The following is a 15193-nucleotide window of genomic DNA, read 5'->3' on the forward strand; positions in this document are numbered from 1 at the left end:
TGCCCGGGCCAGACAGCCGACCCCGGGCGAACCTCTTGCGGGATCACTAATCAGTGTTACTATCTAGTGGTAGTCAGCAACACTGAGTAGTTGAGGGTAGGGCGTGCATGGGCAAGCAGATGACCGAGATGCTGAAGGGCACGCTCGAGGGCATCGTCCTCGCGATCCTGGCCGGGCAGCCGGCATACGGCTACGAGATCACTGCGCGGCTGCGCGAACAGGGCTTCTCCGACATCGTCGAGGGCACTGTCTATGCGCTGCTGGTCCGGATCGAGCAGCGCGGCTTCGTGGACGTGGCGAAGGTCCCGTCGGAGAAGGGGCCGCCGCGCAAGGTCTACTCGCTGAACGCACTGGGCGGCGACCACCTCGAAGAGTTCTGGAAGACCTGGACGTTCCTCGCAGAGCGGATCGAGCAGCTCCACCACCACATCGAACCCCCGAAGGAAGAGGGAGAGTAATCATGGCCACACGATGGATCGAGTTGATCACGGGCTCGTTCGAGGACAAGAAGCGCTGGCGCCAGTACAAGGCCCGCAAGGAACAGTTCCCCGCGAGTTACCGAACGGCGATCGACGGGCTCGAGCGCTACTTCATGTACGCGGGAGGGATCGTGAAAGGGGATGTCCTGATGCAGATGCTCGAGGACCTCGCCGACCTGATCGAGCGGGCCGCAGCCGACGGCACCCCGATCCGCGACATCGTGGGGGACGAGCCGGTGGAGTTCGCAGACACCTTCCTCCAGAACTACACGGACGGCCAGTGGCTCAACAAGGAGCGCAAGCGCCTGACCGACGCCATCGATCAAGCCGGCAACGACGGTGCGTGAAACGCCGAGAACGGACAACCGGAGATGACCACCGACCAGGCCGTCCAACCCGCGATCCGGGTGCAGGGGATCGAGAAGTCGTTCGAAGACCTGCAGGTGCTGCGGGGCGTCGACTTCGATGTGAGCGCTGGGAGCATCTTCGCGCTGCTCGGTTCGAACGGTGCGGGCAAGACGACGCTGGTGCGGATCCTGTCAACGCTGCTGAAGGCCGACGCCGGCACGGCCACCATCCAGGGCTTCGACGTCGCAGCGAGGCCCGGCGACGTGCGCGAGTCGATCAGCCTGACCGGCCAGTTCGCCGCAGTCGATGGAGTGCTCACCGGCCGGGAGAACCTCGAGCTGGTCGCCAGGTTGCGTCACCTGAAGAGCCCAGGTCCCATCGCCGACGAGCTGCTCGCCCGCTTCTCGCTCACCGAAGCCGGCAACCGTAAGGCGTCGACGTACTCGGGCGGCCTGCGACGCCGACTCGACATCGCGATGAGCCTGATCGGGAACCCGCCGGTCATCTTCCTCGACGAACCGACGACGGGACTCGATCCCCAGGCGCGCATTGAGGTGTGGCAGACCGTCAGGCAACTCGCCAGTGAGGGCGCGACGGTGCTGCTGACGACGCAGTATCTGGACGAGGCCGAACAGCTCGCCGACCGCATCGCGATCCTGCACCAGGGCATGATCATCCAGAACGGGACCCTTACCGAACTCAAGCAACTCCTGCCACCCGCCAAGGTCGAATATGTCGAGAAGCAGCCTTCCCTCGAGGACGTGTTCCTCGCCCTGGTCCGTGCCAGCACGGTCCCGGCACGAAAGGAATCTCGATGACCGCCCACGCTCTCAGCGACACCGGCGTCCTGACCGGTCGCTCGCTGCGTCACATCGTCCGTAGCCCCGACACGATCATCACCACCGCGGTTACCCCGATCGCACTGATGCTGCTGTTCGTGTTCGTGTTCGGCGGCGCCATCAACACCGGATCCGACGATTCGTACGTCAACTACATGCTCGCCGGCATCCTGCTGATCACGATCGCGTCCGGCGTTGCCTACACGGCGTACCGGCTGTTCCTGGACCTGCAGGGCGGCATCTTCGAACGCTTTCAGTCCATGCCGATCGCACGGTCGAGCGTGCTCTGGGCACACGTGCTCACCTCCCTGGCCGCGAACCTGGTCTCGGTCGCCATCGTGATCGGCGTCGCGATGATCATGGGGTTCCGCACCGGCGCATCCGTGGCCGCCTGGCTCGCGGTCGCCGGCATTCTGATCCTGTTCACCCTTGCGCTGACGTGGATCGCCGCGATCGCCGGACTCTCGGCGAAGACCGTTGACGATGCGAGCGCGTTCAGCTACCCGCTGATCTTCCTGCCGTTCATCAGCTCGGCGTTCGTGCCCACCGACTCGATGCCCGGGCCGGTCGCCTGGTTCGCCGAGCACCAGCCCGTGACCTCCATCGTGAACACCATCCGGGCCCTGTTCGCCCAGGACCCCGTCGGCAGTGACATCTGGATCGCCCTCGGATGGCTCGTCGGCATTCTCGTCGTCGCCTACGCCTTCGCGATGGCCATCTACCGTCACAAGATCAGCTGAGTCCGAGCGCTGCTCGCCGTCACACCTCTCATACCTGTCGTGCGCTGCCGCGTCGGATCAGTCACGGGGTTCGAGGACGACCACCGGCGTCGTGGTCGACCGCCGGCCAGCGAAGGTGTCGAGGTTCGGATCGACCGCCGCCCAGCGCCGCCACAGCCGTTCGCGTTCCTCCCCTGTGGACTGGCGTGCATGCACCGGGCGCGGGTGCTGGCCCGACAGTTGAACGACGGCGTCCGGGTGCGCCTCGAGGTTGAGCCACCAGGCGGGATGACCCTCGTCCCAGCCGTTCATCGCCAGCGTCATCAGGTTGGGCCCGTCTTCGAGATAGCCGAGGATGACGGTGCGCTCCTGCCCCGACTTCCGCCCGATGGTCGTGAGGCGCAGCGCGCCCCAGCCACGCTTGTTGGACGTGGTCCACAGGAAGCGACCACCACTGAGCCGGTACAGCAACCGATGAGCGCGCCAGAAGAAGTGCACGAACCATCGCGGCGGCATCTTCGGCGATTGGGTTGCCTTGTGGCTCATCTCTTCCTCCCCGCACCGGCGACTCCATCGACGCTACTCCGTGTTCGACGGATCCGCGCTGCGTTGGCTCTGGTGAGGCCGGGTGGACCTCGAGGGTCGCGGCGACGGAGCGACCCGTGGATCCGCATCGGTGCACTCGGACTCTCGACTCAGCGAACCGCCGACCGTCCAGCACGTTCATCCGTTCAACTTCGCGGCCAGCTCGAGCGCCTCACTCTTCAACAGCGGTACCGCCTGCTCGCCGAGCTCGGCCGTCACCCGGAACTCGGGACCTGAGATGGACAGCGCCATCGGGATGGGGACTCCCAGCACCGGCACGGCATAGCACCGCACTCCAATGGCCTGCTCTCCCTCATCGATCGCGTAACCCTGCTGCTTGATGCGGCGTAGTTCCTCCTCAAGGCGGCCCAGGTCGGTGATGGTGTGCTCCGTCGCGACCGGCATACCGGTCTTGGCCATAATCTTGCGGACCCGTTCCGGATCGAGTTCGGCCAAGATGGCTTTGCCAACTCCGGTGGAGTGGGTGTGAGCACGGTGGCCTACCTCGGTGAACATGCGCATGGGGTGCGGGGAGGGTGCCTGGGCGATGTAGACGACCATGTCACCCTCAAGCACGGCTATGTTGGCCGACTCGCCCGTCCGCTCGGCCAGTTTCTCGAGGTGAGGCCTGGCCATGGGCGCGAACTGCATATTCGCCTGTTCACCCAGTCGCACCAAACCCATGCCCAGGCCGTACCGCCGAGTGGAGAGTTGGCGCGCATAGCCCAGGGCGACCAAGGTCTTCAGCAAGCGGTGGGTGGTCGGGGTTGGCAGGGCGACCAGGGCCGCCAGCTCGCTCAGCGACAGGTCGCTTGAGGACTCGGCGATCAGCTCGAGTAGATGGAAAGCGCGTCCGACGGACTGGACCCCGCCCTCCGGCTTCGCCACTACCATCTGCTGCCCTTCTCGGTCCGGGAGCACGGCCTGTCGGCTGAACGTAACCCAGGGGCCAGCTTGACCCTGGCGCACTTCATGCGGTCCCAGCCGGTGGTGATGAGGTCGGTCGTCCCCGTCGCCGCGACCGCCAGGCAGAACGACTCCGCTCATGTGTGGACAGCTCCGGATCGCCCTTGCCTGTCAGCGCGCTGGTCGGGAGGCCCCGAATGGAGGCGTCGAGCACTTCTATCGTGTGCGCCATCGCCAGGCGCGACCCGGCGCGCTCGAGACTCCCCGCCACCTGCATGAGGCAGCCGGGGTTGGCGGTCACCAGAAGGGACGCACCGGTGGCCACGATGTTGGCGGCCTTGCGGTCACCGAGTTCACGTGCCGGCTCGGGGTGGAGGATGTTGTAGATCCCGGCTGATCCACAGCACAGATCGGCGTCGGCGATCTCCCGCAGCTCTAGACCGGGGACATCCTGCAAGAGCGCCCGAGGCTGGGTCCGGATCCCTTGGGCGTGCGCCAGGTGGCAGGCATCGTGGTAGGCGACGCTCAGCTCCAGCGGATGCCGCGGCGCGACTGGGCCCAGCTCGGAGAGGATCTCCGAGACGTCCCGCACGGCGGCCGCAAACACTGCGGCCCGATGGGCGTACGCGGCGTCGTCGGCGAGCAGGTCGGCGTACTCCTTCATTGTGGACCCGCATCCCGCCGCGTTGACGATGATGAACGTGACACCGGCGGCTTCGAACTGATCTATGGTCCTCCGGGCATAAGCCTGCGCTTCGGTCTCCCGGCCGTTGTGGATGGATAGGGCACCGCAGCATCCCTGGCCCCGGGGCACAACGACCTCGCAGCCCTCCGCCGCCAGCACACGTGCCGTGGCAGCGTTGACAGCTGGGAAGAACTGTCCCTGCACACATCCGGTGAGCAAGCCCACCACCGCCCGAGGGGCACCACTCGCGGGCACCCGCTCGGGTAGCCGCTCGGGCTTGCTCAGCCGCGGGGTCAGCGCCTCCATCGCAGCGAGCCGGGGCGCCAGGCGGTTGAGAAGGCCGCTACGGCGCACCAGCCGGTCGAGGCCGAGACGCTGATACAGCCTGAGCGGCCCTCGCAGTGACCGAAGCCGGCGTGGGTGGGGGAACACCGAGAAGATGACGGCCCGCAGCAACCGGTCAGCAGGGGTCCGCTCATAGTTACGCTCGACCTGCGAACGGGTCGCCTCGATCAACTTGTCGTACTGCACGCCGGAAGGACAAGCGGTCACGCAGGCCATGCAGCCGAGGCAGGCGTCCCAGTGCTGCACCATCGAGTCCGACATCGGCTCACCCTCGAGGCCCTGCTTCATCAGGTGGATGCGTCCCCTGGGGGAGTCCATCTCCTCCCCCCACAGGGAGAACGTCGGGCAGGTCGTCAGGCAGAACCCGCAGTGCACGCAGTCGCCGACCAGGGCCGCAGCTGGCGGGTGATGGTCGTCGAAGGCTCCACGAACCACTGGCGGCGGCAGGTCCACCGATCCAGGCCGCGATCCGCTTTCCGTCGCTCCCATCAGATGCCTCCTACGAAACGGCCCGGCGAGAGCCGGTGCTGGGGATCGAACTGGTCCTTGACTCGGCGCATCAGGTCGATCGCGGCAATGGGCCCCCAGAGGTCGATGGCCTGCTTGACCGCGGCCGGCCCATCGAGGATGACGACAGCGCCGCCCCAGCTCCTGCAGGCGGCCCGCAGCCGTTGCACCACGCGCACAACAGCGGCGGGGGTTGTCTCGCTGGGCATGGCGCCGTACAGGACTCCCGCGCCGGCGGATCCACGCAGGGTTACCCGGACCTCCTCCTCGAGGGCCACCGCGCGCAGCTCGGACAGAACCGCGGGCAGACCGGTGAGCGCGAACGTCAGTTTGAGCGCAACCTCGCCGGCGGACCAGGGGTAGGTCGCCCACCACCCAGGCGGTTGATCGGCAACTTCGGTGGGTGAGCTGTCGAGGGAGGCGAGTATGGACTTCGTCCTGGCCGCGACGCCGCCCTCGGTGCCCTCCAGCAGCACCGCGATCGTGCCTGCGCCCTCGGCCGGCCAGTCCACCTCGACCGCGCTCGGCACGACCTGTCCGTGGACGACCGCCTGCACCACAAGGTGCGCCTGGTCAGCATCGCGGACGGATAGGGTGACGAAGCGCCGAGCAGAGGGCAGGGGATGCAGGCGGAATACCGCCTCGGTGACGACTGCGAGGGTGCCGAAGGAGCCGGTGACGAGCTTACCGAGGTCGTAGCCCGCAACGTTCTTGACCACTCGCCCGCCCGCTCTGGCGACCACGCCGTCGGCCCGCACCAGGGTGACGCCGATGAGCAGATCGCGGACGGTACCGGCGAGGACACGGTGCGGACCACTGGTGGAGGTCGCGACCGCTCCCCCGACGCTGGCACCCGGCACCATCTCGTCCAGCGCGAGGCGCTGGCCCGCGGCGGCGACGGTCCGTTGGAGGGAGTCCAGGCGGGTACCGGCCTGGGTCACCAGGACCAGGTCGCCCGGGGCGTGGTCGATGACCTGGTCCAGCCGGCTGAGATCCACCACCAGGTCGACCCGCGAAGGCGGCTGACCCCAAGTCAGCTTCGTGCCCCGTCCCCGGGGTACGACGGCCAGGGCCTGCGCTGCGGCCGCCCGCAGCACCTGGCCGGTCTCCTCAGTCGAGGTCGGGTACGCCACGAGCGCGGGCCGGACGCCGTCCACCTCGTCTTGCTCGTCGGCGTCACGCACCGTCGCGCAGGCACTGCGGACGGCGCTCAGCGCCGATGCCGACGGGCCGGTCACCGAGCTGCTCCCCATCAGAACACCTCCGCGACGCCGGCGTCGCTCAGGGGATGAGCCCCCTTGTGCTTGCCGGGGACTTCACCGCACAACCGAGGCGTGGGGAAGATCTTGCCCGGGTTGGAGATGTTGTCGGGATCGAAGGCACAGCGGACCATCTGCATGGTGTCGAGGTCGTCGTCGTTGAACATCCTGGGCATGTAGGCCGACTTGTCGATGCCCACGCCGTGTTCGCCCGTGATCGAGCCGCCGGCGGCGATGCACAGGTCGAGGATGGCGCCACTGACCTTCTCCGCCTCCTCACCCTGGCCAGGCAACGACTCGTCGAACAGCACAAGCGGGTGCAGGTTGCCGTCGCCGGCATGGAAGACGTTGGCCACCCGGACGCCCGAGGTGGCGGAGAGGTCGGCGATGGCACGCAACACCTCAGGCAGTGACGTTCGCGGGATCACACCGTCCTGGACGATGTAGTCGGGGCTGATCCGACCCACGGCGGCAAAGGCGGACTTCCGGCCCTTCCAGATCAGGGACCGCTCGACCGCGTCGGTCGCGACCCGTACCTCGAACGCGCCGTGGGCCCGGCAGTGTTGGGTCACGGCCTCGAATTCGTGGGCCACCTCACTGGCTGGACCGTCCAGCTCGACCAGCAGGATGGCGCCAGCGCCCGCCGGGTAGTCGCAGTGCACCGCGGCCTCGGCGGCCTCGATGGCCAGTGCGTCCATCATCTCGATGGCGGCGGGGAGCACACCGGCTCCAATGATCGCCGATGTGGCGGCACCGGCGTCGTCGGTGGAGGCGAAGCCTGCCAGCACCGTTCGGACCTCCTCTGGTGCCCGAACCAGCCGGACGGTGACCGCGGTCGCGACGCCCAGTGTGCCTTCTGAGCCCACGATCGTGCCGAGCAGGTCATACCCCGGCGCGTCCGGAGCCAGCCCACCGACTTCCACGCGCTCACCGCCCGGCGTCACCAACTCGACCCCGAGGACATGGTTGGTCGTGAACCCGTACTTCAGGCAGTGCGCCCCGCCGGAGTTCTCCGCCACGTTCCCGCCGATCGAGCAGATCTGCTGGCTCGATGGATCCGGTGCGTAGTAGTACCCGTGCGGCGCCGCCACCCGGGTGACCTCGAGGTTGATGACACCGGGCTGCACGACCGCGCGTTGGTCGCGCCAGCGGACCTGCTGAACCGTCCGCATCCGGGAGGTCACCACGAGCACACCGTCGGCTCGGGGGAGCGCACCGCCCGAAAGTCCGGTGCCTGATCCGCGTGCGACGAACGGCACCCGCTCGCGGGCACACGCGCCAACGACAGCGGCCAACTGCTCGGCGGTCTCCGGCAATACGACGAGCGCCGGGACGACGCGGTAGTGGGCGAGCCCGTCGCACTCGTAAGTCCGCAAGCGAGCGTGGTCGGTGATCACCCCGTCGTGCGGCAGTAAGGAACGCACCGTCGCAGCGACGGCGGCGACCGCCCAAGGTCGCGAGTCGGAGGAGCCGGTGACTGCGGTCTGCTCGGGCGGCGTCCGTTCGACCCGCGAACCGGAGGTCGTGGTGGTCCCGTGTGTGCCGCTCATCGATGGTCCGTCCGCTCTGGCGTCGGCCACCTGGTGGTGTGGTCAGTCCAAGTCGCCCACGAGGCCGGGTGGAAAGGTTATTCCCTAATGTGAAAACTCAACCGCATTGCTTCGTTGGCGTCAAGGCCCAGGCCCGGTCGGCGTTACCACGCCGCTCAGGTCCATTCGTCATGATCAGCGATCAGGGGAGCTGCCCCCTTGATTTCCGCCCCGTCATGAGTCTATTGTTTCGCATATCGGTTCGCATATTCCAGATTACGGAAATATTGGGTCTGTGCAGGCGGTAGGTGACTCGCCAGGACTCACAGTCGTGGACTTTGCACAGGCGTGCGAAGGGCCCAATCGATTGTGCTCTGCGCGACTCTGCTCAGCTCGAGTTCCCAGGTTCCTATCCAGACAGCACCGACATTCAAGGGCCTTGCGGCCGGGACGGATGAAGCAATGAGCGCAGAGATGCGGGCCGAATCGGGGTCCGTCGACGTGGTGGTGAATGCCGACGACTACATCGACGCAGACGCGACCGCCACCTGGGCGGTCGGCCGCCTGGCCGAGGTCCTGGCCGCCGCGGGTCTGCGCGTCGGTCCACAGCAGGAGAGCTCCGGCACGGCGCTACGGATCGTGGCGGCACTGCCGGGCAGCCGGGTGGCTGAGCAGCTGTCGGCGCACGGCGCCCCTATCCCGAGTGCGGCGGAGTCCTTCGTGATCCACCGGTGGAATGACGGCCAGGACGTCCTGACCGTAGGCGGCGCCGATGGTCGTGGCCTGGCGTACGGGTTGCTCGAGCTCGCCGACATCGTCGCTCTGTCCGAGGAGCCGATGGCGGCCCTGCGGGAGGCGAGCGACAGTGAACAGAGCCCTGCCACGCCCATCCGCAGCATTTCGCGGGGCTTTGTCAGCGACGTCGAGGACAAGCCGTGGTTCTACGATCACGACTTCTGGCAGGAGTACCTCACCGAACTGGCTACCCACCGGATCAACCGGCTGCAGCTCGCGCTGGGGATGCAATACAACTATTCGCACGACCCGGACTCGATCGACAACTACTTCTGTTTCGCCTACCCTTTCCTGATTGATGTCCCGGGCTACGACGTCCGCGCCGGTGGCGTCTCGGACGAGGAACGTGACCAGAACCTGGCGACGCTGAAGTACATCAGTGACGAGGCGAAGCTCCGCGGTATCCACTTCCAGTTGGGCCTGTGGAATCACGCCTACGAGATGATGGACAGCCCGGAGATTCGCTACCCGATCTCTGGTGTGACGCAGGAGAACCACGCTCAGTACAGCGCCGCCGCTTTGGAGCTGCTGCTCCGCAGCTGCCCTTCGATCGACGGGCTGACCTTGCGAGTTCACTACGAGGGCGGGGTGCCCGAGCCCGGACACGAGTTCTGGCGGACGGTGATGAGCGCCGTCACGGCGATCGATCGACCCGTAGAGCTGGACATGCATGCGAAGGGAGTCGACGAGGGTCTGGTGGACGTCGCCCGCCAGACCGGGTCCCCCGTGGTGATCTCCGCCAAGTACTGGGCTGAGCACCAGGGCCTGCCATACCATCAGGCCTCCGTGCGGGAGAAGGAGAAGGCGACGCCCGGGCCGGGGTCGGGGCTGCGGTCGATTACGGCGCACCTTCGACGTTTCACCCGTTACGGGTTCGGCGACTTCCTGCGCGAAGATCGCGACTTCGATCTGATCTTCCGCATCTGGCCGGGCACCCAGCGCCTGCTGCTGTGGGGCGATCCGGTCCTGGCCGCAGGCTATGGGCGCCTCGGCACGATCGGAGGGGCGCTCGGCGTCGAGCTCTGTGAACCGCTGTTCTTCAAGGGCCGCAAGAACTCAGGTAAGCCTGGGGAACGGGATCCCTACGCCGACCCTGCTCTGCAGCTGGGCCTGGACGACTGGAAGAAGTACTCCTACACCTACCGCCTGTGGGGTCGTCTGCTGTACGACCCGGATGCTGACCCGTCGTCGTGGCGCCGGTTCCTGCGCCACGAGTTCGGCGACGCCGCGGCAGCGGTCGAGGGCGCACTGGGCGCCGCCAGCCGAGTGCTCCCGCTCGTCACCGTGATCCACGGCCTCGGTGCTTCCAACAACGGCTACTGGCCCGAGATGTACGTCAACATGCCGATCGCCGGCGGAGCGCACTCCGACCATTACACCTTCGACACGGCTGAGCCCACCACCTTCGGCGGAGTCAGCTCGTTCGACCCCACCCTGTTCGACCGGATCAATGACCACGCCGACGATCTGCTGGCCGGTCGGTGCTCGGGCCGCTATACCCCAGTGGAGACCGCGCAGTGGCTGGAGAGGCTGGCTGACGAGGCGGCGGACAGCCTGGAGGAGGCGGACGCGAAGATCACCGACGAGAACGATCCCCGCTATCGCCGACTAGCCGTCGACGTCAAGGTGCAGCTGAACCTCGCACGCTTCTTCGCCGCCAAGAACCGGGCAGGCTTGTCCTACGCGCTCTATGAGCGCACGCGGGAGCCGGGACACCTGGTCGCGGCCGTCGCGGTCTACCAGGTGGCGCGGGATGCCTTCGCCCGGATCGTGGACACCACAACCGGCGTCTATCGGTCCGATGTCACGTTCGGGAACCGGCTCTCCGAGCATGGTCACTGGGCTGACCGGCTTCCTGGAGTCGACAGTGACCTCGACGCCTTGAAGGCAGAGGCCGAGCAGGCGGGTGCCGGCGCGGGAACTGCAGCCATCTACCCTCCGCAACCGCCCCGCAGCAGCCGGCCCGGCGTCAACCACCGCCCTCCGAACTCGTTCTCCCGCGGCGCAGAGGTGCCGCTGGAGGTATCGCTCGAGACGCCTCTTGAAGGCGGCGTATCCCTGCACTACCGCCATCTCAACCAGGGTGAGGATTGGGTCGTCACTGAGATGGTCGGCGACGGGGAGCGCCAAGCTGCGAGCATTCCCGCTTGCTACACCGACTCGGCGTATCCCCTCACGTACTTCTTCACCGTCCATCACCGGACTGGCGATGCCTGGCTCGTTCCCGGGTTGGACCGGACCCTTTCCAACCAGCCCTATCACGTCGTCCGCCAGCGAGCGACGGACGCATAACCGTCCCCGTGCCCGACCCGAAGGAGACCTCGCATGCCCAATGAACGCGCCAACGTCCCCCACGTCTTGGACGACCCGCCGCCGTTCCACGAGATGCTGCTGGACTACGGGGAGCGGCCGTACTGGTCAGCTGACGGCAGCCGCATCGCCTTCATCGAGCAGAACTACGGGGACGTCTGCGAGATCGACCTGGCCACCCGTCAGGTCCGGAACCTGACCAGGGATCTCGGCGACCATCACTCCTTCCTGCGTGTGTTGATCCTGTCCAACGGTGACTACCTCCTGATCGGTCCGGCCGAGTTCAAGGACCGCGATGTCAGCCGGCACGTGGAGTCCGAGCTGTGGGTGCTGGGCAAGAACCTGCGCCGACCACCCAAGCCGCTGGGACGCAGGATCGCCGAGGGGGCTGGCGTGTCCACCTTGGAACCCAAGATCACCTACGCGGTGACCGGGCGCAACGATCCCAACATCGGTACACCCGACGTCCACGAGTGCCACGTCACCGAGATCGTGTATGGCGACGACGGCCCCGAACTCGGGCAAGACACCGTCTTCTACCGCACCCGGGGCGGGATGGCCCCCGAACCGCAGGACTTCCGACACGACGACACCGAGGTGATCTTCGCCGAGTACTCGCAGGGGCGCGTCATGGGCGTCACACCCGATCCGAACTGCGTCGTCAAGGGCTACCGGCTGGACAACGGCGAGTTCACGACCTACATCACCGAGTCACTGGTCCACAACGAGCCGGAGGGCATCTTCCCCGACGGGGAATACATCTGTCTGGAGTCCGCCTGCGACACCGACTTTCCGTACTACCCGCCACGGGACCTGTGGAAGCTGAAGCTGGACGGCTCCCAGCAGCGGGTCCGGATGACGTCGATGCCGGCCGACCACACCTGGAAGGCGACCAACTCCAACGTCAGCCCCGATGGCCGTTGGCTGGCATTCATGGTCGGTCTGCGGGCCGACGAGGCCGGCTTCGGCCGGGGGCTGGGACTGCTCGATCTCGAGGCCTGGGGACGATCGCCCCAGTCCCAGGAGTGGGAGACGCCGACTTCGCGTGCGCAGGCCCGCCTCGACGTGATGGGGCGGGGATAGAGGGGCCGGGTGGTCTAGCCGCGGGCATCCTCCTCGGACCGACGGTCAAGAAACGCTGGTGCTGCTGAGGCTACGCATCGCCGCTTTGGCTTCCCGGCGCCGGCGATGCAGGATCGGCTCGGTGTACCCGCTCGGTTGGCGGGCTCCCGCCATGATCAGCTCGAGGGCGGTCTGGAAGGCAATGCTCGACTCGAAGGCGGGAGCCATCGGCCGATAGGCCGGATCCGTACTGTTCTGCCGGTCGACGACCGCGGCCATCCGCTCCAGACTCTGTCTCACCCTCTCGGGGGTGATCACCTTGTGCCGCAACCAGTTGGCCAGCAGCTGGCTGGAGATCCGCAAGGTGGCCCGGTCCTCCATCAGTGACACCTCGTGGATGTCAGGAACCTTTGAACAACCGATGCCCTGATCGATCCAGCGCACCACGTAGCCGAGGATCGACTGGACGTTGTTGTCGACCTCCTCGGCCTTCTCGTGGTCGGTCCAGCCGGTGTCGGTAGCCAGCGGGATGGTCAGCAGGTCACCAAGCGATGCCCTGTTCTGTCCGGCAAGCTCACGTTGCCGCTGAGCCACGTCCACCTGGTGATAATGCAGCGCGTGCAGAGTGGCCGCCGTTGGCGAGGGCACCCAGGCGGTGTTCGCGCCCGCCTGCGGTTGGGCGATCTTCTGTTCCAGCATGTCGGCCATCAGGTCAGGCATGGCCCACATCCCCTTGCCGATCTGTGCTCTGCCCTGCATCCCGGTGGAGAGACCGGCGTCGACGTTAGCGTCCTCGTAAGCCGTGATCCAGACCTGTTTCTTCATGTCGGCCTTGCGAACCATCGCCCCGGCTTCCATCGAGGTGTGAATCTCATCCCCGGTGCGGTCGAGGAAACCGGTGTTGATGAAGGCAACCCGCTCCCGTGCGGCATGGATCGCGGCGCGAAGATTGACGCTGGTGCGCCGCTCCTCGTCCATGATGCCCATCTTGATCGTGTTCGGCTGGAGGCGGAGAAGCCGCTCAACCGCGCCGAACAGCTCGTTGGCGAAGGCAACCTCATCGGGGCCGTGCATCTTGGGCTTGACGATGTAGATGGAGCCGGTGCGGCTGTTGCGCAGCTCGTTGGCCCCGCTCAGTCCCGGCAGGGCCGCGAGGCTCGTGATCACTGCGTCCAGGATGCCCTCGGGGACCTCGGCGCCGTCCCCGTCAAGGACGGCGTCGCTGGTCATCAGCAGCCCCACGTTGCGGACGAGGAGCAGGGCCCGTCCCGGAAGACTGATCTCGCTGCCGTCTCCTGCGGTGAATTTGCGATCGGGGGCCAGCCGGCGGATGAAGGTGGTTCCCGACTTGGTGACCTCCTCGCTGAGGGTTCCTTGGTTCAGCCGGAGCCAGTTCCGGTAGGCCAGCACCTTGTCTTCAGCATCGACCGCGGCGACCGAGTCCTCGAAGTCCACGATCGTGGTGACGGCGGCCTCGACGACGATATCCTTCACGCCGGCACGGTCGCGGGCGCCGATGGAGTGCCCAGGGTCGATCTGGATAACGACGTGAAGGCCGTGGTTGCGCAGCAGGATGCTGCTGGGCGCGTCAGGCTCTCCGGTGTAGCCGCGGAACTTCGCCTGGTCCACCAAACCGGTGGTCCGACCGTCCGCGAGTGTGACCACGAGTTGTGCTGCCTCTACCCGGTACGCCTGGGCGTCAGCGTGGGAGCCGCCTGACAGAGGGAAGAACTGGTCGAGGTAGGCCCGGGCCGCGGCAACGACCTTGGCGCCGCGCGCCTGGTCGTATCCGCTGCGCGGCCTCGATCCGTCCTCGGCGGGGATGGCGTCGGTACCGTAGAGGGCGTCGTACAACGATCCCCACCGAGCATTCGCTGCGTTGAGCGTGAAGCGAGCGTTCAGGACCGGGACCACCAGCTGCGGCCCGGCGATGTCACTGATCTCGGGATCGACGTTCGCCGTGCTGACCGTGAACGGGCCCGGGTCGGGGACCAGATAGCCGATCTCCCGCAGGAACGCAACGTAGGCCGGTGGATCGAGGTCAGTCCGGTGGTCTCGGTGCCACTGGTCGATCCTTGTCTGCAGTTCGTCGCGCCGGTCGAGCAACGCCCGGTTCCTGGGGGCGAAGTCGGCGATCAACTGCCCGAAGTCATCCCAGAAACCCTCCGCGTCCACGGCCGAGTCCGGCAACACCTCCTCGGTCAGGAAGTCGAACACGCTCCTGGCCACCTGTAGACCTCCGACTGAGACTCGATCCGTCATCTCTTTCCTTTCCCTTCCAGCGTGCTCACCAAGTTCTTGGGCCAGTCGACTCGAGCGTCTCCGGCGGACGAGAGATGCTGCGGTGCTGCGGGCATCCCGCCAGCCGATCAATCCGAGGGGTCGAGGACCAGCCCCGCCCTGCTCACGCCGAAGGCACAGCACATCTCATCCTGGTCGCCGGTGCCGCCACTGGCCCCTGCTGCTCCGAGGACGGCTCCGTCCTGGTCGCGGATGAGTACAGCACCGGGTTGTGGCAGGAACCGACCCCTGCCGGTCGCGGCCAACGAGACGAAGAAGTTGGGGTTGTCCTCAGCACGAGCGGCAAGGACGCGGCTCGACGTACCCATGGCTACCGCAGCCCAGGCCTTGCCAAGTGCCACATCGAACCGGAACATGCTGGCTCCGTCCTGTCGCTGGGCGGCGATGAGGTGGCCGGACGGGTCCACCACCACCACGGTCAGCGGCGGCACTGCCTCCTCGATGGCGTGCGCGGCGGCTTGCTCGATGATCAGGCTCGCTTGGGCGAGGGTGAGCGGGCCCGGTGGAGTGTTCGCTGTTGCCAT

Annotated in this window: 13 protein-coding genes; 6 read left to right on the forward strand and 7 right to left on the reverse strand. The window is 66.8% G+C overall.

Going from position 1 to position 15193, the window contains the following annotated elements; translation table 11 throughout:
* Positions 1-107 precede the first annotated feature (107 nt).
* The 4 genes from JOE57_RS09375 to JOE57_RS09390 are packed head-to-tail and all read left to right on the forward strand — an operon-like array spanning position 108 to position 2406.
* Entirely contained in the window at positions 108-458 is a 351-nt protein-coding gene (locus tag JOE57_RS09375) for a PadR family transcriptional regulator (RefSeq protein WP_204917442.1), read from the forward strand.
* 2 nt (positions 459-460) lie between these two features.
* Positions 461-826, forward strand: coding sequence for a DUF1048 domain-containing protein (locus JOE57_RS09380; RefSeq protein ID WP_204917443.1), 366 nt, complete (start codon positions 461-463; stop codon positions 824-826).
* Between the two features lie 24 nt (positions 827-850).
* Positions 851-1645: an ABC transporter ATP-binding protein gene (locus JOE57_RS09385; RefSeq protein WP_204917444.1), complete on the forward strand. Its 795-nt coding sequence runs from the start codon at positions 851-853 to the stop codon at positions 1643-1645.
* Positions 1642-2406, forward strand: coding sequence for an ABC transporter permease (locus JOE57_RS09390; RefSeq protein ID WP_204917445.1), 765 nt, complete (start codon positions 1642-1644; stop codon positions 2404-2406). Before JOE57_RS09385 ends, JOE57_RS09390 begins: the two co-directional genes overlap by 4 nt.
* Positions 2407-2463: 57 nt before the next feature.
* On the opposite strand, the gene JOE57_RS09395 is transcribed toward JOE57_RS09390, so the two are convergent.
* From JOE57_RS09395 to JOE57_RS09415, 5 genes are all read right to left on the reverse strand, one after another.
* Positions 2464-2931, reverse strand: a complete 468-nt coding sequence (locus tag JOE57_RS09395; RefSeq protein ID WP_204917446.1) for a nitroreductase/quinone reductase family protein — start codon at positions 2929-2931, stop codon at positions 2464-2466.
* Between the two features lie 177 nt (positions 2932-3108).
* Positions 3109-3858: an IclR family transcriptional regulator gene (locus JOE57_RS09400; protein ID WP_338041235.1), complete on the reverse strand. Its 750-nt coding sequence runs from the start codon at positions 3856-3858 to the stop codon at positions 3109-3111.
* Between the two features lie 82 nt (positions 3859-3940).
* Entirely contained in the window at positions 3941-5395 is a 1455-nt protein-coding gene (gene glcF, locus JOE57_RS09405; protein WP_204917448.1) for a glycolate oxidase subunit GlcF, read from the reverse strand.
* Positions 5395-6666, reverse strand: coding sequence for an FAD-binding oxidoreductase (locus tag JOE57_RS09410; protein WP_204917449.1), 1272 nt, complete (start codon positions 6664-6666; stop codon positions 5395-5397). The genes glcF and JOE57_RS09410 overlap by 1 nt, the downstream gene beginning before the upstream one ends.
* Entirely contained in the window at positions 6666-8222 is a 1557-nt protein-coding gene (locus JOE57_RS09415) for an FAD-linked oxidase C-terminal domain-containing protein (protein WP_204917450.1), read from the reverse strand. Before JOE57_RS09415 ends, JOE57_RS09410 begins: the two co-directional genes overlap by 1 nt.
* Positions 8223-8663: 441 nt before the next feature.
* Between JOE57_RS09415 and JOE57_RS09420 the strand changes: the two genes are divergently transcribed.
* Complete coding sequence (locus JOE57_RS09420; RefSeq protein WP_204917451.1) at positions 8664-11288, forward strand: hypothetical protein; 2625 nt, start codon at positions 8664-8666, stop codon at positions 11286-11288.
* A gap of 33 nt (positions 11289-11321) precedes the next feature.
* Entirely contained in the window at positions 11322-12389 is a 1068-nt protein-coding gene (locus JOE57_RS09425; RefSeq protein WP_204917452.1) for a TolB-like translocation protein, read from the forward strand.
* Between the two features lie 45 nt (positions 12390-12434).
* On the opposite strand, the gene JOE57_RS09430 is transcribed toward JOE57_RS09425, so the two are convergent.
* Together JOE57_RS09430 and JOE57_RS09435 are read right to left on the reverse strand one after the other, a co-directional pair.
* Positions 12435-14630, reverse strand: a complete 2196-nt coding sequence (locus JOE57_RS09430; RefSeq protein ID WP_204917453.1) for a malate synthase G — start codon at positions 14628-14630, stop codon at positions 12435-12437.
* A gap of 107 nt (positions 14631-14737) precedes the next feature.
* A complete protein-coding gene (locus JOE57_RS09435; protein ID WP_204917454.1) occupies positions 14738-15193 on the reverse strand; it encodes a GlcG/HbpS family heme-binding protein in 456 nt (151 codons plus the stop codon).

This window comes from Microlunatus panaciterrae (assembly GCF_016907535.1).
Classification (GTDB): Bacteria; Actinomycetota; Actinomycetes; order Propionibacteriales; family Propionibacteriaceae; genus Microlunatus; species Microlunatus panaciterrae.